The sequence below is a fragment of the Actinokineospora sp. NBRC 105648 genome, from assembly GCF_030269645.1.
Taxonomy (GTDB): domain Bacteria; phylum Actinomycetota; class Actinomycetes; order Mycobacteriales; family Pseudonocardiaceae; genus Actinokineospora.
Window position 1 is genome coordinate 39,689 of record NZ_BSTR01000034.1, and the last position, 21,708, is coordinate 61,396.

Here is a 21,708-nt window from a genome sequence, read left to right on the forward strand (position 1 = left end):
TGAGTAGAACTACGCGCCCTCGGAGACACCATGAGCGACGACCGGCCGGGGCAGGCCGTCGACCGGCGGACCACCGCCTGGTCCACCCGTGCCGCCACCGGGCGCGCGGTGGGTCCGACCGCCGCGACCCCGCTCGGCCCGGCTGCCCGGGCCACCGAGCCCCGCCCGCGGCGGCTCGCGGCCCTGGTCACCCACGACGACCTGCCGGTGGACCACCTCGAGGGCGCGGCCGGGCGCGTCGACCGGACGCTGGTGTGAGCGCGGGGGCCCGCGGCGGCCGGACGGGTGCAGGGGACCTGTCCGACCGCCGCGCACCGCATGGTGTCGGCAGGGGAGAAGGAGCCAGTCATGGCGTTGGTGCACCTGTCCGCCGAGGACGCGGGCGGGCCAACCGAGTTGCACCGGGGCGATACCGTCGAGTTGCGACTCCCGGAGTCGGCGACCGCGGGCTACCGCTGGCGGTGGCGGCTGCCGGAGGCCCTGCGCATGATCGCCGACGAGCACGTCCAGGCGACGGTCGGCGCGGGGGCGCCCGCGACCGGGAGCGCGGGCGAGCGGCGGATGGCCTTCGACGTGACCGCGTCCGGGCTGCACGAGCTCCGGGCCGAGCTGGCACGACCGTGGGAAGGGGAGGCGCGGGAGGCACTGACCTTCGTGCTGCACGCGCTGTAGGGACACTGATGGCGCAGCACTGCACCTGTTCGGGTGAGGCAGGCTGTGCCCAGACGCACGGGCCTGACGTCGGACGATGTAGCCAGTGCCACCAGAATGCACAACCCCGGAAGACGAAGAATGGGGTGGGAGCGGTGACCGAGCTCCACACGGCAAGGACCAACCCGCCATGGGAGGGACTGGAGGGCTCCGAGCGGCACGCCGCGTGCGTGATCGCGGCGCGCGAGGGGCACAAGGAGGCCCTCGACGTCCTCGTGGCCGAGCTGACCCCGCTGGTGTGGCACATCGCCAGGGGAACCGGACTGGAGCGCGCCGCGGCCGAGGACGTCGTGCAGACCGTGTGGCTGGCGCTGGTGCGCCACGTCGACAAGGTCACCGAGCCCAAGGCCGTGGCGGGCTGGCTGATCACGACCACCCGCCGCGAGGCCAACCGGACCAGGCAGCGGGGTTCGGCGCAGGTCGAGCTGTCCCCGGAGGTGGCCGAGCACGTGCCCAGCACGGAGCCGCAGCCCGAGGCCGAGGCGCTGCGCACTGAGCGCGACCACCGGCTCTGGTCGGCCTTCCACCGGCTCGACCAGCGCTGCCAGGAACTGCTCCGGCTCACGGTGCTGGCCGGGCGCGCCGAGTACCGCGCCGTGGCCGAGGCGATGCGGATGCCGCACGGCAGCATCGGCCCCACCCGCGGCCGGTGCCTGAACTCGTTGCGCGCGCTGTACGACGATGGGGACGGTGGCAGATGAGGACCATGGACGACTACGAGATGGACCCCGCCGAGCAGGAGTTCTGGCTGGCCCAGGTGGCCAGGCTGGTCGACGAGCTCGACCCGGTGCCACCCGGGCTCGTGGAGCGCAGCCAGTTCGCCATCGCCATCGAGGACATCGACGCCGAGGTCGAGCTGGAGGCGGCCCGCTGGGCCGACCAGCGGCCGCTGGTCGGCGTGCGCGGCGGGGCCCCGGGGACGATCACGTTCTTCGTCGGCGACCTGACCGTGATGGTCAATGTCACCCGAACCGGTGAACGTCAGCGGATCGACGGCTGGCTGGTCCCAGCGGGCGAGCACGGGGTGGAGGTCCGGGTGGCCGACCACGGCTCCACCGCCACCACCGCCGACGAGGGCGGCCGGTTCGTGCTCACCGAGGTCCCGCGCGGCACCACCCAGATCCTGGTCCGGATGAACGGCGGCAAGCCGCGCACCGTGGTCACCCCGACGGTGGAGCTGTGACCAGTCGGTGCAGCGCGGGCGGCAGGTCCGCCGCGTGCACCACGCCGACCCGCTGGGTGGCCCTGGTCAGCGCCACGTAGAGGTCGTTGGTGCCGCGCGCGGACTCCGCCACCACGGCGGCGGGCTCGGCCAGCAGCACCGCGTCGAACTCCAGCCCCTTGGACTGGCGCACGGTGAGCACCACGACCCGGCTCTCCAGCTCGGGCTGCTCGCCCAGCGCGGCGTCCGGGACCCGGGCGGCGACCGCGGCGCCCACCTCGTCGGCCAGCCCCTCGGGCACCAGCACCGCGAGCGTCCCCGGTCCGTCCTCCTCGGCGGCCAGCTCGGCCAGGGTGGTGGCCAGCCCGGCCGCGGGGACCCGCAGCCGCCAGGGCGGCACCCCGGTCTCGCGCACCGAGCTGGGCGCGGCCTGGCCGGTGTCCAGCTCGGCGAGCACGTCGGCGGCGACGGCCATGACCTCGGCGGGCGTGCGGTAGTTGACGGTCAGCTCGGCGAGCCGCCAGCGGTCGTCGACGTAGGGCGCCAGCGCCGCGGCCCAGCTGTCGGTGCCCGCGAGATCACCCGTCTGGGCGACATCGCCGACCAGCGTCATCGAGCGCGACGGGCAGCGGCGCATCAGCACCCGCCAGGCCATCGCGGAGAGCTCCTGGGCCTCGTCGACGATCACGTGGCCGAAGGTCCAGCTGCGGTCGGCGGCGGCCCGCTCGGCGGCGGTGCGGTGGTCCTCGTCGTCGTGCCGCTCGGCGAGCCTGCCCGCGTCGATCAGGTCGTAGGCGGTGAGGATGTCCGGGTCGGCGTCGTCCTCCATCTGCAGGATGTCGAGCACGCCCTGGGCGTAGTCCTGCTCGTCGCGCTGCCGCCTGGCCTCCTCGGCCCGCTCGGCGCGGTCGTCGACACCGAGCAGTTCGGCGGCCTCGTCCAGCAGCGGTGCGTCGGCGGCGGTCCAACCGAGGCGCGGCGAGCGCAAGAGGAGTGCCCGCTCGTCTTCGGTCAGGTCCGGTAGCGCGGTGGCCAGTCGGTCCGGTGAGGCGAAGAGGTCTTGCAGGAACTGCTGCGGGGTCAACTGCGGCCAGAGCGCCTCGATGGCGTCTTGCACAGCGTCCTCGGCGGCCATCTCGCGGCGGATGTCGGCCAGGTCGGCCGCGTCGAGGAACTCCGCACCCAGCCGATCTGCCTCTTGGCGCGCCAACGCCGCGACGATCTCTTCGGCGAAGATCGGCCGCGCCTCGTTGTGCAGTTTGCGCGTACGGCGGGCTCTTGCGCGGGCCGCCTTCACGATCTCCGCGTCGAGCACCAGCTCCTCGCGCTCCACGATGAGCACCATCGGCTCCTCGGGGATCTCTTGGCGGTCGCGCACAGCCCGGCGCAGGGCGTCGGCCATCGTGATCCGGCCCTTGATCTCGGCGGTCTCGGCGGGCTCGGGCCGCACCCCGCGCTCACCGGGGTACAGGTCGCCGACGGTCTGCAACAGGACGCCGGTCTCCCCCAAGGACGGCAGGACCTGGCCGATGTACTTGAGGAACGTCGCGTTCGGACCGACGATCAGCACGCCGCGCCGGGCCAGCTGCTCGCGGTAGGTGTAGAGCAGGTAGGCGGCGCGGTGCAGCGCGACCGCGGTCTTGCCGGTGCCCGGTCCACCCTGGACCACCAGCACACCGTTGAGGCCCGAGCGGATGATGTCGTCCTGCTCGGCCTGGATCGTCTCGACGATGTCGGCCATCTGGCCGGTGCGCGAGGCGTTGAGCGCGGAGAGCAGCGCGGCCTCGCCGGTGAGTCCCTCGTGGCCGGTGTGCCCGCCCGCGCCGAGGTCGAGCACCTCGTCGTCCAGGGCGGTCACCTTGCGCTGCGAGGTGCGGATGTGCCGCCGCCTGCGCACGCCGTCCGGGGAGGCCGCGGTGGCCAGGTAGAACGCCCGGCTGGCGGGCGCGCGCCAGTCCAGCAGCAGCGGTTCGTAATCGTCCTCGGTGTCGAACAGGCCAATTCGACCGATATAGCTGCGGGTCTCGTCGGTGAAGTCCAGCCTGCCGAAGCACAATCCGTTCTCGACGCTGCCGTATTGCGCCAGCTGCTCGCTGTAAAGGGCGGTCGCGGCGTCCCGCTGGGTCATCGCCTGCGGGTTGCTGCTGGGCTCCCGCAGCGTCCTGGCCAGCCGGGTGTCGGTGTCCGCCCGCAGGTCGTCGAGCCGGCCGTAGAGCATCGTGAGGTATTCCTGCTCCACGTCGATCTCGGTTGACAATTCCCCTCCAGCTGCCATATAATCCGAACGCGCCCTGTTGTCGGGGCGCATTTTTTATGTCGACTTCCCAATCTAGCGCATCATTGCCGCGCGGCGCGTTCGCGGCCACCCCGGACAAAGGGCGAAGGCCCGGTCCAAGTGGACCGGGCCTTCGTCTGGTGCTGGTACCGGCGGGACTGACCGCCGGCGGCGTGGATCAGAAGTCCATGCCACCGGTGGGGTCGCCACCGGCCGGGGCGGCCCCGGCCTTCTCCGGCTTGTCGGCCACGACGGCCTCGGTGGTGAGGAACAGCGCGGCGATCGACGCGGCGTTCTGCAGCGCCGAGCGGGTCACCTTGGTCGGGTCCGGCACGCCCGCGGCGAGCAGGTCCTCGTAGACACCGGTCGCGGCGTTGAGGCCGTGGCCCTGCGGCAGGCCCTTGACCTTCTCCACCACGACGCCACCCTCGAGACCGGCGTTGATCGCGATCTGCTTGAGCGGCGCCTCGACGGCGACCCGGACGATGTTGGCACCGGTGGCCTCGTCGCCCTCGAGCTTGAGCCCGGCGAACGCGGCCTCGGCGGCCTGCAGCAGGGCCACACCGCCACCGGGGACGATGCCCTCCTCCACGGCGGCCTTGGCGTTGCGCACCGCGTCCTCGATGCGGTGCTTGCGCTCCTTGAGCTCGACCTCGGTGGCGGCACCGGCCTTGATCACGGCCACGCCGCCCGCGAGCTTGGCCAGGCGCTCCTGGAGCTTCTCGCGGTCGTAGTCGGAGTCCGACTTCTCGATCTCGGCGCGGATCTGGTTGACCCGGCCCTGGATCTGCTCGGCGTCACCGGCGCCCTCGACCACGGTGGTCTCGTCCTTGGTGACGACGACCTTGCGGGCCTTGCCCAGCAGCGCGATGTCGGCGTTGTCGAGCTTGAGGCCGACGTCCTCGCTGATGACCTGGCCACCGGTGAGGATGGCGATGTCCTGCAGGATCGCCTTGCGGCGGTCGCCGAAGCCGGGGGCCTTGACCGCGACGGACTTGAAGGTGCCGCGGATCTTGTTGACCACCAGGGTCGCCAGCGCCTCGCCCTCGACGTCCTCGGCGATGATCAGCAGCGGCTTGCCGGACTGCATGACCTTCTCCAGCAGCGGGAGCAGGTCCTTGACCGAGGAGACCTTCGAGCCGTAGAGCAGGATGTAGGGGTCCTCGAGGACCGACTCCTGGCGCTCGGGGTCGGTCACGAAGTAACCGGAGATGTAGCCCTTGTCGAAGCGCATGCCCTCGGTGAGCTCGAGCTCCATGCCGAGGGCGTTGCTCTCCTCGACGGTGATGACGCCTTCCTTGCCGACCTTGTCCAGCGCCTCGGCGATCAGCTCGCCGATGGTGGTGTCGCCCGCGGAGATGGACGCCGTGGCGGCGATCTGCTCCTTGGTCTCGACCTCCTTGGCGTTCTTGTGCAGCTGCTCGATGACGGCCTCGACGGCCTGCTCGATGCCGCGCTTGAGCGACAGCGGGTCGGCGCCTGCGGCGACGTTGCGCAGGCCCTCGCGCACGAGCGCCTGGGCGAGCACGGTGGCGGTGGTGGTGCCGTCACCCGCGACGTCGTCGGTCTTCTTCGCGACCTCCTTGACGAGCTCGGCCCCGATCTTCTCCCACGGGTCCTCGAGCTCGATCTCCTTCGCGATGGAGACGCCGTCGTTGGTGATGGTCGGCGCGCCCCACTTCTTCTCGAGCACGACGTTGCGGCCCCTCGGGCCGAGCGTCACCTTGACGGCGTCGGCGAGGATGTTCAATCCGCGCTCGAGACCGCGACGCGCTTCCTCGTCAAACGCGATCAACTTGGCCATTGCGGTGTGGTCCTCCGTCGGATGGATACACGTATCGCGGCCAGGCGGTGCCCGCGACGGACGACCGGCGCTGTGGGCGCCTGCCTCACCGTCCCGACCTTCTGGCACTCGGAGACCCCGAGTGCCAGTTCGTGTTTAGCACTCGGGGCACCGGAGTGCAAGAAATGCAGCTCAGGGAGGTGGCACGATCGTGATCGACGGCAGTGCCTTGCGCGAGGTCGAGCGCGGCGGGCTGCTCGGCGGCGCGGTGCTGCCCGGACCGACCTGGATCGACGGCGCCGACGGGGTGGTGCTGGTCCCGGGGGCGTCGGTGTCGTTGTCGCCGGTGAACAGCAGGATCGCGGTGATGATCAGGCCGATGGCGACCAGGCCGACCAGCACCGGGGCGACCCAGCGGTTGCCGCTCTTCTCCGCGCCGAAGGCGGTCGAGCCGACCGGGGCCGGGGGGCGCAGCCGGACCGGCTCGGCCTGGATGGGCTGCACCGGCCGCTGCTGCTGGGGTTGCTGCTGCGGGTACTGCGGGCCGCGCATCGGCTGGTCGATCGGGGCGACCAGCGTGCTGTTGGGGTTGCGCGGGGGGAGGTTGCGGGGAGCGCCGGAGAGCGCTTGGCGCGCGGTGGCTATCAGTTCCCGGCAACTCGCGTAGCGCTGCCCGGGGTTCTTGGCCATACCGCGGCGGATGACCTCGTCGATCGCGATCGGGAGCACGACGTGCTCGGTGAGCGAGGGCGGTTCGCGGTTCAGGTGCCCCTGGATGACTTCGGACACCTGCCCCTGGAAGGGGGGCCTGCCCGCGAGGCACGCGAAGAGGACGCAGGCGAGGGAGTACGCGTCGGTGCGACCGTCGACCGGCTCCCCGCGAAGGTGCTCCGGGGCGGCGTAGGTCGGCGAGCCTAAGAAGTCGCCCCCGCGCGTGCGGTGGCCGGTGGCACCGCGGCGGGTAAGACCGAAGTCGGCGACGTAGATGTGCTCCCCCGCGGACTCGCGGGTGGTGACCAGCACGTTCGCGGGCTTGACGTCGAGGTGGACCAGGCCGCGCTCGTGCAGGTTGTCCAGCGCCTCGGCGACCTGGCTGAGCAGGGCGATCGCCCGCTGCGGCGCCATCGGCCCGTCCTTGATCAGGCTGGACATGTCGGAACCGTCGACCAGCCGCATCGCGATGTAGAGCAGGCCGTCGACCTCGCCGAAGTCGTAGAGCGGGACGACGTTGGCGTGGTCGATGGCCGAGGTGTTGCGGGCCTCGTCGACGAACCGCTCGCGGAACTCGGGGTCCTCGGTGAGGTGCTCGGCGATGACCTTGAGGGCCACCTTCCGGCCCAGGCGGATGTCGGTGGCCTTGTACATGACGCTCATGCCGCCGCGGCCGAGCACGCCGTCGATGCGGTAATGCCCTAGGCGACGCCCAGTGAGGTCCTCCGACACGCAGGGCAGCCTAACGTCCGTCCGGTAGCCGCTGCGCCCGGTTCGACCAGACGGCGACAAGAGAGGCCAGGCAGGATGGTGTCCGTGGACGTGCCCAAGCGCGGGGTGACCCCGTGGGAGTACCGGCAAGAGGTCGCGGCACTGCTGCCCGCTCTTCCCGTCGAGTCCCTGCCACTGGCGCGCTGCCGGGGTCTGGTGCTCGCCGAGGATGTGGTCGCCGGGGTCTCGCTACCGCCGTTCGACAACTCCGCCATGGACGGGTACGCGGTGCGTTCGTCCGATGTGGCCGGTGCGCCGCTTGCGCTACCGGTCGCCGACGACATCCCCGCGGGGCGCGTCGACGTGCGCCCGCTGGCGCCCGGGACGGTGCAGCGGATCATGACCGGCGCGCCGATGCCCGCGGGCGCGGACGCGGTCGTGCAGGTAGAACTGACCGACGGCGGCACGGACACGGTGCTGATCGAGGCAGCGGTGGCGGCGCGCACGCACGTGCGGTTCGTCGGCGAAGACGTCACGGCGGGCACGGTGGTGCTTCGCGCGGGGACTGTCTTGCACCCACCGCAACTCGGTCTTGCCGCCGCCGTGGGGATTGCCGCGCTACCAGTGCGCCGACCGCCCCGCGTGCTGATCCTGTCTACCGGGTCGGAGTTGGTCGCAGCGGGTGAACCACTACCGCCAGGGCACATCTACGAGTCGAACAGCGTGCTCTTGGCGGCGGCCGTCGAAGAGATCGGCGGCGAGGCCACCGTCTTGCGGTTTGTGCCGGACGACGTGTCCGAGTTCCGCGCGGCCATCACCGAGCACGCGGCGTCTGCCGACCTCTTGGTCACCTCGGGCGGCGTGAGCGCGGGGGCGTACGAGGTGGTCAAGGACGCTCTTACCGGCCACGGCGTCGAATTCGTACGCGTAGCGATCCAGCCGGGCGGCCCGCAGGGGCGTGGCGTGTTCGACGGTCTGCCGGTTGTGACCTTTCCGGGCAACCCGGTCAGCGCGGCGCTGTCGTTCGAGCTGTTCTTGCGCCCGGCACTCCTCTCGGCGCTCGGGCACACCGTCGTCGACCGCCCCCGCGTACGAGCCACGGCAACCGCGGCGATGACCTCACCGCCCAACCGCGTGCAGTACCGACGTGGGAGGCACGACGCGGGGACCGTGGAGGTAGTGCCGGTGGGCGGCCCCGGTTCGCACCTGCTGGCCGCGTTCGCCGCGTCGAACTGCCTGATCGAGATCCCCGACGGGGTGAGCGAGGTACGCGCGGGGGACGAGGTCGACCTCATCCTGCTCGACTGAGCCGTAGGGTGGCGGCATGGGTTTCTTCGCGTGGATCGTGTTCGGGGCGATCGCGGGGTGGGCGGCCAACCTGGTCATCGGCGGGCGTACTCGCAGACCACAGGGTTGCCTGGTCAGCGTGCTCGTCGGCGTCGTCGGTGCGGCCCTGGGCGGTCTGCTGTACCGGCTGCTCACCGGCAAGGAGATGACCTTCGAGTTCGACTTCCCCAGCCTGGGCGTGGCCGCGCTCGGCGCGGTCGTGCTGCTCGCGCTGCTGCGCCTGCTCCAGGGGAAGCCAACCGACCGTGGGCGCAGGTAGTCAATTCCCCACTGTTGATCATTGATCCACAACTGCCCGGACGGGTACGATCGAGTCGCTCCACAGTGGGGCATCCGATGTGCCTGTGCGCCGTCGGGGGGCGCACAGGCGGCATCGGGTGCCCCATGTTCTCCCAGGTGGTGGCTACCTTCTCGGCGTCGAGGCCGATTGGCGTAGCGTGTGCGGAAATCCGGCCGACACGCGAGGAACCCCCGACCAGATGACCGCTCAGCAGCCCCCGAAGGCCGGCGCGCTCCGGCACGCCGTCGAGTTGACCAAGAGCATCATCCCGCCGGTCCACCCGGGCGGCCGCCCGTTCATCCTCGGCGCGATCGGCGCGACCCTGGCCGTGCGCAGGCTCTCCCCGCGCGCGGGGGTGGGCAGCGCGGTGTTCACCGCGTGGCTGGCCTGGTTCTTCCGCGAGCCCAAGCGGGTCACCCCGCGCAGGCCCGGGATCGCCGTCGCCCCGGCGGACGGCACCGTCTCGCACGTCATCGAAGCCGTCCCGCCCGCCGAGCTCGGCCTGGGCGCGGAGCCGATGCTGCGGGTCAGCGTCTTCCTGTCCGTGTTCGACGTGCACGTCCAGCGCGTCCCGGCCAGCGGCCACGTGGTGCGCGCGGTGCACAAGGCGGGCAAGTTCCTCTCCGCCGACCTCGACGAGGCCATCGAGGTCAACGAGCGCAACAGCCTGCACCTGCGCACCGACGACGGGTACGACCTCGCCGTCGTGCAGATCGCCGGCCTGGTGGCGCGGCGGATCATCTGCCAGGTGTCCGACGGCGACAAGGTCGCGGCGGGCTCCACCTACGGCCTCATCCGCTTCGGCTCCCGGGTCGACCTCTACGTGCCCGCGGGCGCGCGGGTGCTCGTCGAACCGGGGCAACGCACCATCGGCGGGGAGACGGTCCTGGCCGAGCTCCCCGGGTCCGCGCAGGGGGGCTGACCGATGGCCCCGATGGCCCCGACCGTCCGGCTGCTGCCGAACGCGCTGACCGTCCTGGCCATGTGCGCGGGCCTGTCCGCGGTGCAGTTCATGCTCAAGGGGCAGCCGCAGGCCGTGATCGCCGCCATCGCGATCGCCGCGGTGCTCGACAGCCTCGACGGCCGCATCGCCCGGATGCTCGACGCGACCAGCAAGATGGGCGCCGAGCTGGACTCGCTGGCCGACGCGATCTCCTTCGGCGTGGCGCCCGCGCTGGTGCTCTACGTGTGGAAGTTCGACGGCGACCGGGTCGGCTGGGTGGTCGCGCTGATCTTCGCGGTGTGCATGATCCTGCGGCTGGCCCGGTTCAACACCCTCATCGACGCCACCGAGCAACCGCCCTACGCCAAGGAGTTCTTCGTCGGGGTCCCCGCGCCCGCGGGGGGCCTGCTGGTCCTGCTGCCGCTGATCCTGAGCAACGAGTACGGCGAGCGCGGGTACTGGTGGCAGTCCCAGACCGCGGTGGTGGTGTGGACCATCCTGATCGCCGCGCTGTCGATCAGCCGTCTCCCGACGCTGTCCATCAAGACCATCCGGGTCCCCCCGCGCGCGGTGGCGCTGCTGCTGGTGGGCGTCGCGCTGGTGGCCTCGGCGCTCTACCTGTACCCGATGGTCGCGCTGGCGGTGGCGCTGGTCATCTACCTGCTGCACATCCCCTACGCGATCCGGCGCAAGCACTGGCTGGCCAACCACCCCGAGGCGTGGGACGTGCCCCCGCGCGAGCGCCGGGCGATCCGCCGGGCGCACGGGTCCCGGGGCAGGCTGGGGCTGCGGCCGCCGCTGCGCCGGGTCGCCGGGGCGGCCCGCCGGGCCGTCGGCAGGCCGCTGCGCACCGAGGAGCCGCCGCCGATGTCGCTGCCGCCGGTCCCGCGCCCGTCCGGCCTGCGCGGCCGCAACTGGCGGCGCACCGGGCTCCGCCGCGACCAGCAGCGCCCCGGCGAGGGCAAGCCCCGCTGAGGGCCTGTGGACAACTTCGGCGCCGATCTTCACCGACCCTCTAGTCTCGACGGCGTGGCACCACAGATCACGCTCACCGCCCGGTTGTCGCCGTCCGCCCTCGACACCCGGCGGGGGGTCGTCCGGCTGCACCCCGAGGTGTTCGGGGCGCTGGGGCTGCGCCAGTGGGACGCGGTCCAGCTCGTCGGCGCCCGGGTGAGCGCCGCGCTGGCCGCCGAGGGCGACCCGGCAGGCGCGGCGGGCGTCGTGCTGCTCGACGACGTCACCATGTCCAACATCGGCGTCACCGAGGGCTCCGAGGTCGTGGTGTCCCCGGTTGACGTCGCCGCCGCCCGCTCGGTCACGGTGGCCGGGTCGCGGCTGGCCAGCACCTCGCTGACCCCGGAGACGGTGCGGCTGGCGCTGGTGGGCAAGGTGCTGACGGTGGGCGACGCGGTGTCGCTGCTGCCGCAGGACCTCGCGCCGCCGCCGGGCGCGGACGTCCCCGCGGTGCGCGGCAAGCTCTCCCGTGCGATCGGCATGACCTGGACCAACGAGCTGCTGACGATCACCGCGGTGGAGCCCACCGGGGTGGTCACCGTGCACCCGTCCACTGTGGTCGGTTGGCGCGACGGCGTGCGCACCGGCGAGCGCGCGGCCGTCGCGGTGGGCGGCCCCGGTCCCGCCGCGGCGACCCGGGCCGAGCCCGCGCCGTTGGCCGAGGTGGCCGCGCTCGTCGACGACGCCCCGCCGCCGGTGCCGATCCCGGACCTGGTGGGTGCGCAAGACGCGGCCCGCACCCTGGGCGAGTGGTTCGAGCTGGCGTTCACCCGGCCGGAGCTGTTGGAGCGGCTCGGCGCGGCACCCCGGCTGGGGGTGCTGATCACCGGCCCGGAGGGCGTCGGCAAGGCGAGCGTGGTGCGCTCGGTGGCGCACGAGGCGGACGCCGCACTCGTCGAGCTGGCCGGACCCACGGTGGCGGTGCTGGAGGCCAACGCGGCCGCCGCCCGGCTCACCGCCGCGGTCGAGGTGCTCAAGGCCCACGCCGAGGACGGCCGCGCCGCGGTCCTGATGATCAACGACGTGGACGCCCTGCTGCCCGCCACGTCCCCGCCGCCCCTGGCCACCGTCGTCCTCGACACGCTGCGCGCGGCGATCAAGACACCGCGGGTGGCCCTGGTCGTCACCACCGCCCACCCGGAGGCGATCGACCCGCGGCTGCGCGGCGTCGAACTGGTCGACCGCGAGCTGCGACTGCCCCTGCCCGACGGCAAGACCCGCACCGAACTCCTGCGCGTCCTCTTCCGCGACCTGCCCATCGAGTCCGGAGTGGACTTCGCGGCGGTAGCCGAGCGAACCCCGGGCTTCGTCGCGGCCGACCTGATCGCACTGCGCCGCGAGTCCGCCATCCGGGCCGCCCTGCGCCACTCGGCCGAGTCGGAACCACGGATCTGCGCGGAAGACGTGTTCGGCGCGCTGGACACCGTGCGCCCCACCTCCGTCTCCACTTCGGACGCGGTCCGCGCCGGCGACGTGCAGCTCGAGGACGTCGGCGACATGGCCGAGACCAAGCAGGCCCTCACCGAGGCCGTCCTGTGGCCGCTGCGCTACCCCGACTCGTTCGCCCGCCTCGGCGTCGCCCCACCACGCGGCGTCCTGCTCTACGGCCCACCGGGCGGCGGCAAGACATACCTGGTGCGGGCACTCGCGGGCACCGGCCAGCTGAACGTGCTGTCGGTCAAGGGCGCCGAACTGATGGACAAGTGGGTCGGCGAATCAGAACGCGCCGTCCGCGAACTCTTCCGCCGAGCAGGCGAAGCCTCCCCCGCCCTGATCTTCCTCGACGAGATCGACGCCCTCGCCCCCCGCCGCGGCCAGTCCTCCGACTCCGGCGTAGCCGACCGCGTCGTAGCCGCCCTCCTCACCGAACTGGACGGCGTAGAACCCCTACGCGACGTCGTCGTCATCGGCGCCACCAACCGCCCAGAACTCGTCGACCCAGCCCTCCTCCGCCCCGGCCGCCTCGAACGCCTCATCTACGTCCCACCACCGGACGCCGAGGCCCGAGCCGCCATCCTCCGCGCCACCAGCCGCAACACCCCCCTGGCCCCAGACGTAGACCTCGACACCTACGCCGAAACCCTGGACGGCTATTCAGCAGCCGACTGCGCAGCCTTGATCCGCGAAGCCGCCCTCACCGCGATGCGCGAGTCCCTCGACGCCACAGTGGTCACCGCGGCCCACCTGGACGCCGCCCGGTCGAACGTGCGGCCGTCCTTGGACCCCGCACAACTGGCAGCCCTGGAGGCCTACGCCACCGCCCGCAACTCCTGATCTGAGGTGGCAAGGCACTGACGGGTGAGTAGCGCATCGGCAGGCGCCGCTGGCTACTCCTCCCGTTCCAAGGTTCCGCGTTGCTGGCGGGCGATGATCACATCGCGGGTACCGGTGAGTCGCGCTCGCCCGATGCCTTGGTCGTGGTCGCTAGGTACTTCGCCACGGTCCGGCGGAGGTGGTCGGCGTGCTGGTAGATGTCGGCGGTGTCCTCGATCTGGATACGGGTCTCGGTCTTGTCCTCGCCGAACACACCCAGGTACTTCTTGGACCGGTTGAACCACAACCGGGCGATCGGCTTGCGGTTGTTGTCGTCGAGCAGCACGCCGAAGTACGTCTTCGCGTCCCGCGCGACCACTCGGGCTGCCGGGACCTCGCTGCAGACGATGGCGCGCACGATCCGGAAACCCTCCAGCTCCTCGTCGGTGGTGACGATGTCGCTGGGCACCTCGCTCGCGTCAGCCTGTGCGTCGCCAGCTGCGGGCTCGACGGGTGCGGCAACGCCGCTGGAGACGCTGACGAAGGCGTCCGGTCCGCCGAGTGCGTTCTTCAGCCGGTCGTTGACCTGCTCGTTGAGGAACTGGCGGGCGGCTTTGTCCACCAGCGGAAAGAATTGGTCGCGGACGCGTTGGGTGAACGAGCCCTCGTAGACCCGAGTCGTGAGGAACCGGACCCAGTCGTCCTCGGGCTCCTTGAACTGCGCGGCCAGCACGCGCTTGATCTGGCCGATGTACTTGAGCTCGCCTGCCGCGCTGATCACCGAGTCCAGGTCGAACGACTCCTTGGTCAGCTTGGCCAGTTCCGGCAACAGCGTCTCGTCGATGTCCGAGAAGTCCAAGACCAGGAACGGCTTCGCGTCCATGCGGTTCGGCGCGTCGAGATCGGTGTAGAACTGGTAGACCTCGCCATTGGTGAGGATCGCGATTCGCGCGTTGGTCACCGCGAAATACCGGAAGAGCTGCGAAGCATGCTCCACCCGCAACGGATCGTTGACCTTCTTCGCCTCGACCAATACCTGGACCTGGCCGTTGTGGGCGATCGCGTAATCGATCTTCTCGCCCTTCTTGGTGCCGACATCGGCGGTGAACTCGGGGATGACCTCGGCGGGGTTGAAGACGTCGTAGCCGAGGACGAGGCTGATGAAGGGCATGACGAAGGCGTTCTTGGTCGCCTCTTCGGTCTCGATCGCGGCCTTGTGCTTGCGAATCTTCAGGGCCAACGTCTGTGCCCGCTCCGCGATCTCCATGCCGATGCCCTTCCGCGCCTAACCGAATTCGCTGTGCGGAGTAGATCGAGCAAACTCGGCGGTGTGTTACCGACGCGACACGGCCGATGACCCAGTGTCGCATTCTGGCTGGTGCGAGGGGCGCACTAGAACCAGGTACGTGGCCCCGACCAGCAGAGGTCCACTGTCGACGGTGGGCTACTTGTTGTTGGTGTTGCCGCTCTTGTAGTCGTTCGTCACGATCAGGATGAGGCCCGGGCTGGCCTCGCGGATGCCGTCGAAGCGGGCTTCGGAGCGGATTCCCAGTTCCTGGGCCAGTTCTCGGGCGGCGGGTTCCTGGTCGGTGCCCGGTTGGAAGTAGACCGTGGTCGTGGGGATCTTTCCGCCGCTGTAGTTGCCGACCTCGGCGATGTTCCAACCCGCCTTCTGCAGGTCGTCCTTCGCGCGGTTGGCCAGGCCGGTGATGGTGCTGTTGTTGTACACCCGCAACGACTGCGTCGGCGTGGTCGGACCAGGACCAGCACCAGGGCCGGTGCCGGGGCCCGGGGTGGGGGCCGAGGACGCGGGGGGTGAGACCGGCGGGGCGGCCGAGGTCGGCGCGGGGGGTGTCGTGGTCGCTGCCGGGGGCTGGACGGCCGAGGACGACGTGGGCACGGTGGTGATGGCCGGGGCCGGTGAGCTGGTGAGGTCGCCGCTCGGGGGGGCCGTGGGGGGTGCGGTGGCGGACGGTGGTTGGCCTGCCTGGCTATCGCCGTCGCCGTCGCCGTCGAGCAGGGTGACCACGCCGAGGACGGTGGCGGCGGCGGCTACCGCCAGGAGGCTCAGGCCGATGACCCGGCCGGGGCGGGCTGAGCCGCCGGTGTCGGTGGTCATCGCTGTTCCATCCCCGGCCGTTGGGCGGAGCGGGCGCGCTGCCGGGTCGAGCGCATCCGGCGCAGGCGTTTGACCAGCATCGGGTCGGCCTCCAGGGCCTCGGTCTTCTCGATCAGGTTGTTGAGGACCTGGTAGTACCGCGTGCTCGACATCTCGAACAGCTCGCGGATCGCCTGGTCCTTGGCGCCCGCGTACTTCCACCACTGGCGTTCGAAGGCGAGCACCGCGTGCTCGCGCTCGCTGAGACCGCTCCCGGCCCGCGCGTGCGCGGGCTTGCGGGCGTTCGGCTGCTCAGGCCGAGCGGGTGACTCAGCGGCGTCCATCTGGCTCCTCGCCCCACGGGTCGGATCCGTGCTTCCTGCGGACGAAATCCCACGCGTGTGATTCGCCCCGGCCATTACACCACGTCACCGGGGGAAGTGATCGTCACGTCCACGGCGCGTCCGGCGCACTGTCTTCTCTACCCTGCACGCATGACAGTTCACCGCATCCTGATCGTCGGCGAGCCGGTGTTGCACACCCCCACCAAACCGGTGGAGACCTTCGACGACGAGCTCAAGTCCCTGGTCGAGGACATGTTCGACACCATGGCGGCGGCGAACGGGGTGGGCCTGGCGGCGAACCAGATCGGGGTCGGCCTGCGCGTGTTCGTCTACGACTGCCCCGACGACGAGGGCGTGCGGCACCGCGGCGTGGTGGTGAACCCGGTGTTGACCACCTCGGCGCTGCCCGAGGGCATGCCCGACCCGGACGACGACTTCGAGGGCTGCCTGTCGGTCCCCGGCGAGACCTTCCCCACCGGTCGGGCGAGCTGGGCCAAGGTCGCGGGCCAGGACCTCGAGGGCGCGCCGATCGAGGTCGAGGGCACCGGGTTCTTCGCCCGCTGCCTGCAGCACGAGACCGACCACCTCGACGGCTACCTGTACCTGCACCGGCTGGTGGGCCGCAACCTCAAGGAGTCCAAGCGGATGCTCAAGGCCAACAAGTGGGGCCAGCCGGGCAACTCCTGGGACCCGTCGGTCTCCGAGGACCCGTTCGCCTGACCGAGCGGGCGCCGCAGGGGAAACTCGGTGGAGGTGATCAGGGCCGCGGGCGCACCATCTCCGGCATGACCTGGTCCGGCTTCCTCGCCTTCCTGCTCGCCTCCCTCGTCCTGGCCATGGTGCCCGGCGTCGGCACCGCGATGCTGGTGCGGCAGTCGATCCGCGGCGGGCGGCGCGGCGCGCTGGTCACCGTGGCCGGGATGGAGACCGGGGTGGCCGTCTGGGCGGTGGCCGCGGCCCTCGGGCTCTCCGTGCTGCTGGTGGCCTCCGCGGTGGCCTACCAGGGCCTCAAGATCGCCGGCGTGGCCGTGCTGGTCTGGTTCGGGGTCAAGGCGCTTTTCGGCAAGCACGACTTCACCGAGGTCGCCGCGCCGACGGCGGGGTCCGGGTACCGGGCCGGTCTCGTGGTCAACCTCGCCAACCCCAAGCTGGCGGTGTTCGCGATCTCGTTCCTGCCCCAGTTCGTCGAGCCCGGCGCCCCGCGATGGGTGCTGGTCGCGCTCGCCGGGATGTGGGTGCTGGTGGACACGCTCTGGTACCTGGTGGTCATCGCCCTGCTGGGCCGGATCCTGGGCTGGCTGCGCAAGACCACCGTGCGCGCGCGGTTGGAGCGGGTGTCCGGGATCGTGCTGATCGGCCTCGGGATCCGGCTGGCCGTGCAGGCCTAGCCGCGCTCCCGCGGGTCTGGTGCGGGTCGGTTCCGGGTGCGCGACCGGGAAGCCGCTCTTGCCCGGGCTTGTCGTCCGTGCGGCCACGGGCCGCGGGCAGCGCCTACGCGCGCCAGGGGAGGTCGGTGAGGGCGGCCATGCCCGCGAAGCCGTCGGCCTCGGCCAGGTCGTCGGCCCGGCCCGCGAGCAGGTGGATGCGGATGCGCCCCGCCTGCGCCGGTGTCGGCAGTTCGCCGGTGAGCAGGTAGGGCAGCGATAACCGCCAGTAGGTGGCGACGTTGTCCCGGGCTGGGCCGCGCAGCGCGGCGACCGCCAGGCGCAGGGCGTGCTCGTTGGGCGTCATGTCGGCTTCCGGGGCGAAGTCCCACGCCCAGCGGGCCTGGTCGGCCTTCGCGCAGGCCGCGCAGCCGGGGCCGGTGCCCAGTTCGCCGCGGCACACGACGCAGGGTGCCTGGCGCATGGCCCAGTCGGTGCAGGTCCACGGGTACTCGCCGGTGGGGGCGGCCAGGACCAGCGCGGGCAGCTCGTCCTCGGCCGCGCCGGTGATCGCCAGCTGGGCCGCCCAGTCCGCCAGCCAGTAGGCGTCCACCCGGTCGGCGCAGGTCAGGCAGGTCGGGTAGCCGCGACCGACCAGCCCACCGCACGACGGGCAGGGCGCGGCCGTGTCGGGTCTGGTCAGAAGCCGGGCTCCGGGCGGGTACGGCTGCGCCATGGGGGAACCATAGCGGCGCTCACTTGGCAGCCCCGGCGCCGCCGGCTAGGGTCGGGCCGGGACAACTGAAAACCACAACCGCGGGAGCTCGCGCCATGGCGGGCTGAGAGGGCGGCTGGTGTCCACTTCCTGGACCCGGTGCCGCCGACCGATGAACCTGACCGGGTAATGCCGGCGTAGGGAGGATCTCTTCGTGACCGCTCTTGACGACCGTTCGGTACGGCCCACCGTGACCACCGGCCCGATCTCGGGCTCCCACAAGGCCTACCGCGAGGTGGGCGACGGTCTGCGCGTCCCCGTCCGCCGGGTCGAGCTGACCAACGGCGAGCACCTCGACCTGTACGACACCTCCGGTCCGTACACCGACGACAGCGCCACCATCGACGTCCACAGTGGACTCCCGGCGCTGCGCGCGGACTGGGTGGCGCGGCGCCGGCCGGTCGGCGGCGCGGTGACCCAGTTGGCCTACGCCAAGGCCGGGATCATCACCGAGGAGATGCGGTTCTGCGCCGAGCGCGAGGGGGTGACCCCCGAGTTCGTGCGCGACGAGGTGGCCATCGGCCGCGCGGTGATCCCGGTGAACCGGCTGCACCCGGAGTCCGAGCCCGCCATCATCGGCAAGAAGTTCCACGTCAAGATCAACGCCAACATCGGCAACTCGGCCGTGTCCTCCTCGATCGAGGACGAGGTGGACAAGCTGGTCTGGGCCACCCGCTGGGGCGCGGACACCGTGATGGACCTGTCCACCGGCAAGCGGATCCACGAGACCCGCGAGTGGATCATCCGCAACTCGCCGGTCCCGCTCGGCACCGTGCCGATCTACCAGGCGCTGGAGAAGGTCGACAGCGACCCGACGAAGCTGTCCTGGGAGATCTACCGCGACACCGTGATCGAGCAGTGCGAGCAGGGCGTGGACTACATGACCGTGCACGCGGGCGTGCTGCTGCGCTACGTGCCGCTCACCGCCAAGCGGGTCACGGGCATCGTCTCGCGCGGCGGGTCGATCATGGCCGCCTGGTGCCTGGCGCACCACAAGGAGAGCTTCCTCTACACGCACTTCGAGGAACTGTGCGACATCCTGCGCACCTACGACGTCACCTTCTCCCTCGGTGACGGCCTGCGGCCCGGCTCGATCGCCGACGCCAACGACGCCGCGCAGTTCGCCGAGCTGCGCACGCTGGGCGAGCTGACCCACATCGCCCGCGCCAAGGACGTGCAGGTGATGATCGAGGGCCCCGGCCACGTGCCGATGCACAAGATCGCCGAGAACGTGCGGCTGGAGGAGGAACTGTGCGGTGAGGCGCCGTTCTACACCCTCGGTCCACTCGCGACGGATATCGCGCCGGGCTACGACCACATCACCTCGGCCATCGGGGCCGCGCAGATCGGCTGGCTGGGCACCGCGATGCTCTGCTACGTCACGCCCAAGGAGCACCTGGGCCTGCCCGACCGCGACGACGTCAAGGTCGGCGTGATCACCTACAAGATCGCCGCGCACGCGGCCGACCTGGCCAAGGGCCACCCGCGCGCCCAGGAGCGCGACGACGCGCTGTCCAAGGCGCGCTTCGAGTTCCGCTGGACCGACCAGTTCAACCTGGCGCTCGACCCGGACACCGCGCGCTCGTTCCACGACGAGACGCTGCCCGCGGAACCGGCCAAGACGGCGCACTTCTGCTCGATGTGCGGCCCGAAGTTCTGCTCGATGAAGATCACCCAGGACGTGCGCCGCTACGCCGAGGAGCGCGGACTGTCCTCTGTGGAGGCGATCGAGGCCGGGATGGCGGAGATGTCCGGCGAGTTCGCCGAGCACGGCAAGCAGGTGTACCTGCCGGTGGTGCCGCAGTGATGGTGGTTAGGTAGCGCCATGGGCAACAACACGCCACCGCGCACGCTGACCATCGCCGGGTCCGACTCCGGTGGTGGCGCGGGACTCCAGGCCGACCTGCGGACGTTCTTCGCCTGCGGGGTGCACGGGATGACCGCGATCACGGCCGTGACGGTGCAGAACTCCCTGGGCGTCACCGGGGTGCACACCATCCCGCCGGAGGTGGTGGCCGCGCAGATCGAGGCGGTCGCCACCGACATCGGCGTGCAGGCGGCGAAGACCGGCATGCTGGCCACCGCGGAGATCATCTCCGCGGTGGCGGGCGCCTGCGACCGGGTGCGCATCGGCGGCGACGGCACGCCGCTGGTGGTCGACCCGGTCTCGGCCTCGATGCACGGCGACCCGCTGCTGCACGAGGACGCGCTCGACGCCCTGCGCGACGAGCTCTTCCCGCGCGCCACCCTGATCACGCCGAACCTCGACGAGGTGCGGCTGCTCACCGGCATCGACGTGCGCTCGCGCGCCGAGCAGCGCGACGCCGCCAAGGCGCTGGCCGAGTACGGCTCGCGCTGGGTGCTGGTCAAGGGCGGGCACCTGTGGGACGACCCGGAGTGCCTCGACCTGCTCTACGACGGCAGCGGGTTCACCGAGTTCCTCGGCCCCCGGTTCGACCAGGAGCACACCCACGGCAGCGGCGACACGCTCGCCTCGACGATCACCGCCGCGCTGGCCAAGGGCGCGGACATGGTCGACGCGGTGGCCAGGGGGAAGGCGTTCATCATCGAGTCGGTGCGCACCGCGTACCCGCTCGGTGGCGGTGTCGGACCGGTGTCGGCGCGCTGGCGGCTGCCCGACGCCGACACCTTCTTGGTCGACTGAGGGTCGTTGGTCGACTGAAGGTCGACCAGCAGTCCTAGTCGACCAGCAGGGCTTCGAGGACCGGGATGGCCGCGAGCAGGCTGTCCCGGTCCTCGGCGCTGAGCCGGTCCAGCCTGCGGCCGAGCTCCTGCACCCGGGTGGAGCGCACCCCGGAGACGATCCGGGCACCGTCCTCGGTGGCGTTGACCAGCCAGGCCCGCCGGTCGGCCGGGTCGGGTTCCCGGCCGACGTAACCCGCCTCGACCAGGCTGGCCACGATCCGTGACATCGTCGGCGCGGCGACGCCCTCCTTGCCCGCGAGGTCACCGAGGCGCAGCTCGCCGCAGTGGACCAATGTGGACAGCGCGGAGATGGAGCCGTGCCCGAGCCCGGGGGCCCCGGAGCGGCGCAGCGCCCGGGAGAGGCGCCCGATCGCGAGGTAGAGCCGGGCGGGGATGTCGCCGACGGCGGGCTCAGCGGCCGATGTCGTCATACCTCATTGTGCCGGGAAGCGCCGCGAAGTCCACGGGCAGGGGTTCACCGGGGCGGGCTGGACGCCTGCGCCCAGAACCGTTGTGGGATGCGACCTGCCGACCGGGCCAGCCTGCCCGCGACGACCGCGGCGCGCATGGCGGTGGCCATCTTCTCCGGGTCGGCGGCGCGGGTGACCGCGGTGGCCAGCAACACCGCCGCACAGCCCAGTTCCATGGCCAGCGCGGCGTCCGACGCGGTGCCGATGCCCGCGTCGAGCACCACCGGCACGCCCGCGCGGGCGACGATGAGCTCGATGTTGTGCGGGTTGCGGATGCCCAGGCCGGTGCCGATCGGCGAGCCCAGCGGCATCACCGCGGCGCAGCCCGCCTCCTCCAGGCGCAGGGCCAGCACCGGGTCGTCGTTGGTGTAGGGCAGCACGACGAAGCCGTCCTCGACCAGGGTGGCGGCGGCGTCGAGCAGCTCCACCGGGTCGGGCAGCAGGGTGCGGTCGTCGGCGATGACCTCCAGCTTGACCCAGTTGGTGCCCAGCGCCTCGCGGGCGAGCCGGGCGGTGAGCACGGCCTCGGCGGCGGTGTGGCAGCCCGCGGTGTTGGGCAGCGGGTCGATGCCGAGCCTGCGCAGCACCTCCAGCACACCGGTGCCGCCCGCGGTGTCGACCCGGCGCAGCGAGACCGTGGTGAGCTCGGTGCCCGAGGCGACCAGGGCGCGCTCGAGCACGGACAGGTTGGCCGCGCCCCCGGTGCCGGTGATGAGCCGGGACGAGTACTCCCGGTCGGCGATGACCAGCGGGTCGTCCAA

The 21,708-nt window shown here is 71.6% G+C and carries 22 protein-coding genes; 13 read left to right on the forward strand and 9 right to left on the reverse strand.

Annotated features, from left to right (window positions below):
* The first annotated feature begins 30 nt into the window (after positions 1–30).
* The 4 genes from QSK30_RS25395 (at position 31) to QSK30_RS25410 (ending at position 1,894) form a co-directional block, all read left to right on the forward strand.
* Entirely contained in the window at positions 31–258 is a 228-nt protein-coding gene (locus QSK30_RS25395; protein ID WP_285506435.1) for a hypothetical protein, read from the forward strand.
* 90 nt (positions 259–348) lie between these two features.
* Entirely contained in the window at positions 349–672 is a 324-nt protein-coding gene (locus QSK30_RS25400) for a protease inhibitor I42 family protein (RefSeq protein WP_285506436.1), read from the forward strand.
* Positions 673–806: 134 nt separating this feature from the next.
* The gene (locus tag QSK30_RS25405) at positions 807–1,412 is read left to right on the forward strand and encodes an RNA polymerase sigma factor (RefSeq protein WP_285506437.1); all 606 of its coding nucleotides are present in this window, start codon (positions 807–809) and stop codon (positions 1,410–1,412) included.
* A 5-nt stretch (positions 1,413–1,417) separates the two neighbouring features.
* Positions 1,418–1,894 (forward strand): carboxypeptidase regulatory-like domain-containing protein, encoded by a 477-nt coding sequence (locus QSK30_RS25410; protein ID WP_285506497.1) that lies wholly within the window; start codon positions 1,418–1,420, stop codon positions 1,892–1,894.
* Here the strand turns inward: QSK30_RS25410 and QSK30_RS25415 are convergent.
* The 3 genes from QSK30_RS25415 to QSK30_RS25425 all read right to left on the reverse strand — a co-directional run bounded on the left by QSK30_RS25415 (position 1,872) and on the right by QSK30_RS25425 (position 7,374).
* On the reverse strand, positions 1,872–4,148 hold the full coding sequence (locus QSK30_RS25415; protein WP_285506438.1) for a HelD family protein: 2,277 nt from the start codon (positions 4,146–4,148) through the stop codon (positions 1,872–1,874). The two genes, QSK30_RS25410 and QSK30_RS25415, sit on opposite strands and share 23 nt — an antisense overlap.
* A 178-nt stretch (positions 4,149–4,326) precedes the next feature.
* Complete coding sequence (groL, locus tag QSK30_RS25420; protein ID WP_285506440.1) at positions 4,327–5,952, reverse strand: chaperonin GroEL; 1,626 nt, start codon at positions 5,950–5,952, stop codon at positions 4,327–4,329.
* Between the two features lie 171 nt (positions 5,953–6,123).
* Positions 6,124–7,374, reverse strand: a complete 1,251-nt coding sequence (locus tag QSK30_RS25425) for a serine/threonine-protein kinase (RefSeq protein ID WP_285506442.1) — start codon at positions 7,372–7,374, stop codon at positions 6,124–6,126.
* Positions 7,375–7,449: 75 nt separating this feature from the next.
* Between QSK30_RS25425 and moeA the strand changes: the two genes are divergently transcribed.
* The 5 genes from moeA to QSK30_RS25450 all read left to right on the forward strand — a co-directional run bounded on the left by moeA (position 7,450) and on the right by QSK30_RS25450 (position 13,211).
* Positions 7,450–8,661 carry a molybdopterin molybdotransferase MoeA gene (gene moeA / locus QSK30_RS25430; protein WP_502871886.1) on the forward strand — a complete coding sequence of 404 codons (1,212 nt, stop codon included), beginning with the start codon at positions 7,450–7,452 and terminating at the stop codon, positions 8,659–8,661.
* A 16-nt stretch (positions 8,662–8,677) separates the two neighbouring features.
* On the forward strand, positions 8,678–8,959 hold the full coding sequence (locus tag QSK30_RS25435) for a GlsB/YeaQ/YmgE family stress response membrane protein (RefSeq protein WP_285506444.1): 282 nt from the start codon (positions 8,678–8,680) through the stop codon (positions 8,957–8,959).
* A 220-nt stretch (positions 8,960–9,179) separates the two neighbouring features.
* Positions 9,180–9,902 (forward strand): phosphatidylserine decarboxylase, encoded by a 723-nt coding sequence (locus QSK30_RS25440; protein ID WP_285506446.1) that lies wholly within the window; start codon positions 9,180–9,182, stop codon positions 9,900–9,902.
* A 3-nt stretch (positions 9,903–9,905) separates the two neighbouring features.
* Positions 9,906–10,898 carry a CDP-diacylglycerol--serine O-phosphatidyltransferase gene (pssA, locus tag QSK30_RS25445; RefSeq protein WP_285506447.1) on the forward strand — a complete coding sequence of 331 codons (993 nt, stop codon included), beginning with the start codon at positions 9,906–9,908 and terminating at the stop codon, positions 10,896–10,898.
* Positions 10,899–10,952: 54 nt separating this feature from the next.
* On the forward strand, positions 10,953–13,211 hold the full coding sequence (locus QSK30_RS25450; protein WP_285506449.1) for an AAA family ATPase: 2,259 nt from the start codon (positions 10,953–10,955) through the stop codon (positions 13,209–13,211).
* A 97-nt stretch (positions 13,212–13,308) separates the two neighbouring features.
* Here the strand turns inward: QSK30_RS25450 and QSK30_RS25455 are convergent, their stop codons facing one another.
* From QSK30_RS25455 to QSK30_RS25465, 3 genes are all read right to left on the reverse strand, one after another.
* Positions 13,309–14,457: a type I restriction endonuclease gene (locus QSK30_RS25455; protein ID WP_285506451.1), complete on the reverse strand. Its 1,149-nt coding sequence runs from the start codon at positions 14,455–14,457 to the stop codon at positions 13,309–13,311.
* A 177-nt stretch (positions 14,458–14,634) separates the two neighbouring features.
* On the reverse strand, positions 14,635–15,309 hold the full coding sequence (locus QSK30_RS25460) for a LytR C-terminal domain-containing protein (RefSeq protein WP_285506453.1): 675 nt from the start codon (positions 15,307–15,309) through the stop codon (positions 14,635–14,637).
* Positions 15,306–15,632 (reverse strand): DUF3263 domain-containing protein, encoded by a 327-nt coding sequence (locus QSK30_RS25465; protein ID WP_285506455.1) that lies wholly within the window; start codon positions 15,630–15,632, stop codon positions 15,306–15,308. The genes QSK30_RS25460 and QSK30_RS25465 overlap by 4 nt, the downstream gene beginning before the upstream one ends.
* Positions 15,633–15,782: 150 nt before the next feature.
* On the opposite strand from QSK30_RS25465, the gene QSK30_RS25470 reads away from it, so the two are divergent.
* Positions 15,783–16,352 (forward strand): peptide deformylase, encoded by a 570-nt coding sequence (locus QSK30_RS25470; protein WP_285506457.1) that lies wholly within the window; start codon positions 15,783–15,785, stop codon positions 16,350–16,352.
* 65 nt (positions 16,353–16,417) lie between these two features.
* Entirely contained in the window at positions 16,418–17,020 is a 603-nt protein-coding gene (locus tag QSK30_RS25475; RefSeq protein ID WP_285506459.1) for a LysE family translocator, read from the forward strand.
* A 103-nt stretch (positions 17,021–17,123) separates the two neighbouring features.
* Here QSK30_RS25475 and QSK30_RS25480 read toward each other — a convergent pair whose 3' ends face one another.
* Positions 17,124–17,732, reverse strand: a complete 609-nt coding sequence (locus QSK30_RS25480; RefSeq protein WP_285506460.1) for a hypothetical protein — start codon at positions 17,730–17,732, stop codon at positions 17,124–17,126.
* Between the two features lie 193 nt (positions 17,733–17,925).
* Here QSK30_RS25480 and thiC point away from each other — a divergent pair, with 193 nt between their 5' ends.
* Both thiC and thiD read left to right on the forward strand, forming a co-directional pair.
* Positions 17,926–19,578 (forward strand): phosphomethylpyrimidine synthase ThiC, encoded by a 1,653-nt coding sequence (gene thiC / locus QSK30_RS25485; RefSeq protein ID WP_285506462.1) that lies wholly within the window; start codon positions 17,926–17,928, stop codon positions 19,576–19,578.
* An 18-nt stretch (positions 19,579–19,596) separates the two neighbouring features.
* A complete protein-coding gene (thiD, locus tag QSK30_RS25490) occupies positions 19,597–20,436 on the forward strand; it encodes a bifunctional hydroxymethylpyrimidine kinase/phosphomethylpyrimidine kinase (RefSeq protein ID WP_285506464.1) in 840 nt (279 codons plus the stop codon).
* Positions 20,437–20,470: 34 nt separating this feature from the next.
* On the opposite strand, the gene QSK30_RS25495 is transcribed toward thiD, so the two are convergent.
* Both QSK30_RS25495 and QSK30_RS25500 read right to left on the reverse strand, forming a co-directional pair.
* Positions 20,471–20,908 carry a MarR family winged helix-turn-helix transcriptional regulator gene (locus tag QSK30_RS25495; RefSeq protein WP_285506466.1) on the reverse strand — a complete coding sequence of 146 codons (438 nt, stop codon included), beginning with the start codon at positions 20,906–20,908 and terminating at the stop codon, positions 20,471–20,473.
* Between the two features lie 44 nt (positions 20,909–20,952).
* Complete coding sequence (locus QSK30_RS25500) at positions 20,953–21,708, reverse strand: thiazole synthase (protein ID WP_285506468.1); 756 nt, start codon at positions 21,706–21,708, stop codon at positions 20,953–20,955.

What these genes read in the sequence shown, in the direction of transcription:
- QSK30_RS25410 (WP_285506497.1), top strand. Translation starts at nt 1,418, where the DNA reads ATGGACGACTACGAGATGGACCCCGCCGAGCAGGAGTTCTGGCTGGCC.
- thiD (WP_285506464.1), top strand. Translation starts at nt 19,597, where the DNA reads ATGGGCAACAACACGCCACCGCGCACGCTGACCATCGCCGGGTCCGAC.
- QSK30_RS25460 (WP_285506453.1), bottom strand. Translation starts at nt 15,309, where the DNA reads ATGACCACCGACACCGGCGGCTCAGCCCGCCCCGGCCGGGTCATCGGC.
- groL (WP_285506440.1), bottom strand. Translation starts at nt 5,952, where the DNA reads ATGGCCAAGTTGATCGCGTTTGACGAGGAAGCGCGTCGCGGTCTCGAG.
- QSK30_RS25470 (WP_285506457.1), top strand. Translation starts at nt 15,783, where the DNA reads ATGACAGTTCACCGCATCCTGATCGTCGGCGAGCCGGTGTTGCACACC.
- QSK30_RS25455 (WP_285506451.1), bottom strand. Translation starts at nt 14,457, where the DNA reads ATGGAGATCGCGGAGCGGGCACAGACGTTGGCCCTGAAGATTCGCAAG.
- moeA (WP_502871886.1), top strand. Translation starts at nt 7,450, where the DNA reads ATGGTGTCCGTGGACGTGCCCAAGCGCGGGGTGACCCCGTGGGAGTAC.
- QSK30_RS25435 (WP_285506444.1), top strand. Translation starts at nt 8,678, where the DNA reads ATGGGTTTCTTCGCGTGGATCGTGTTCGGGGCGATCGCGGGGTGGGCG.
- QSK30_RS25465 (WP_285506455.1), bottom strand. Translation starts at nt 15,632, where the DNA reads ATGGACGCCGCTGAGTCACCCGCTCGGCCTGAGCAGCCGAACGCCCGC.
- QSK30_RS25395 (WP_285506435.1), top strand. Translation starts at nt 31, where the DNA reads ATGAGCGACGACCGGCCGGGGCAGGCCGTCGACCGGCGGACCACCGCC.
- QSK30_RS25495 (WP_285506466.1), bottom strand. Translation starts at nt 20,908, where the DNA reads ATGACGACATCGGCCGCTGAGCCCGCCGTCGGCGACATCCCCGCCCGG.
- QSK30_RS25475 (WP_285506459.1), top strand. Translation starts at nt 16,418, where the DNA reads ATGACCTGGTCCGGCTTCCTCGCCTTCCTGCTCGCCTCCCTCGTCCTG.
- QSK30_RS25415 (WP_285506438.1), bottom strand. Translation starts at nt 4,148, where the DNA reads ATGGCAGCTGGAGGGGAATTGTCAACCGAGATCGACGTGGAGCAGGAA.
- QSK30_RS25400 (WP_285506436.1), top strand. Translation starts at nt 349, where the DNA reads ATGGCGTTGGTGCACCTGTCCGCCGAGGACGCGGGCGGGCCAACCGAG.
- pssA (WP_285506447.1), top strand. Translation starts at nt 9,906, where the DNA reads ATGGCCCCGATGGCCCCGACCGTCCGGCTGCTGCCGAACGCGCTGACC.
- QSK30_RS25480 (WP_285506460.1), bottom strand. Translation starts at nt 17,732, where the DNA reads ATGGCGCAGCCGTACCCGCCCGGAGCCCGGCTTCTGACCAGACCCGAC.
- QSK30_RS25440 (WP_285506446.1), top strand. Translation starts at nt 9,180, where the DNA reads ATGACCGCTCAGCAGCCCCCGAAGGCCGGCGCGCTCCGGCACGCCGTC.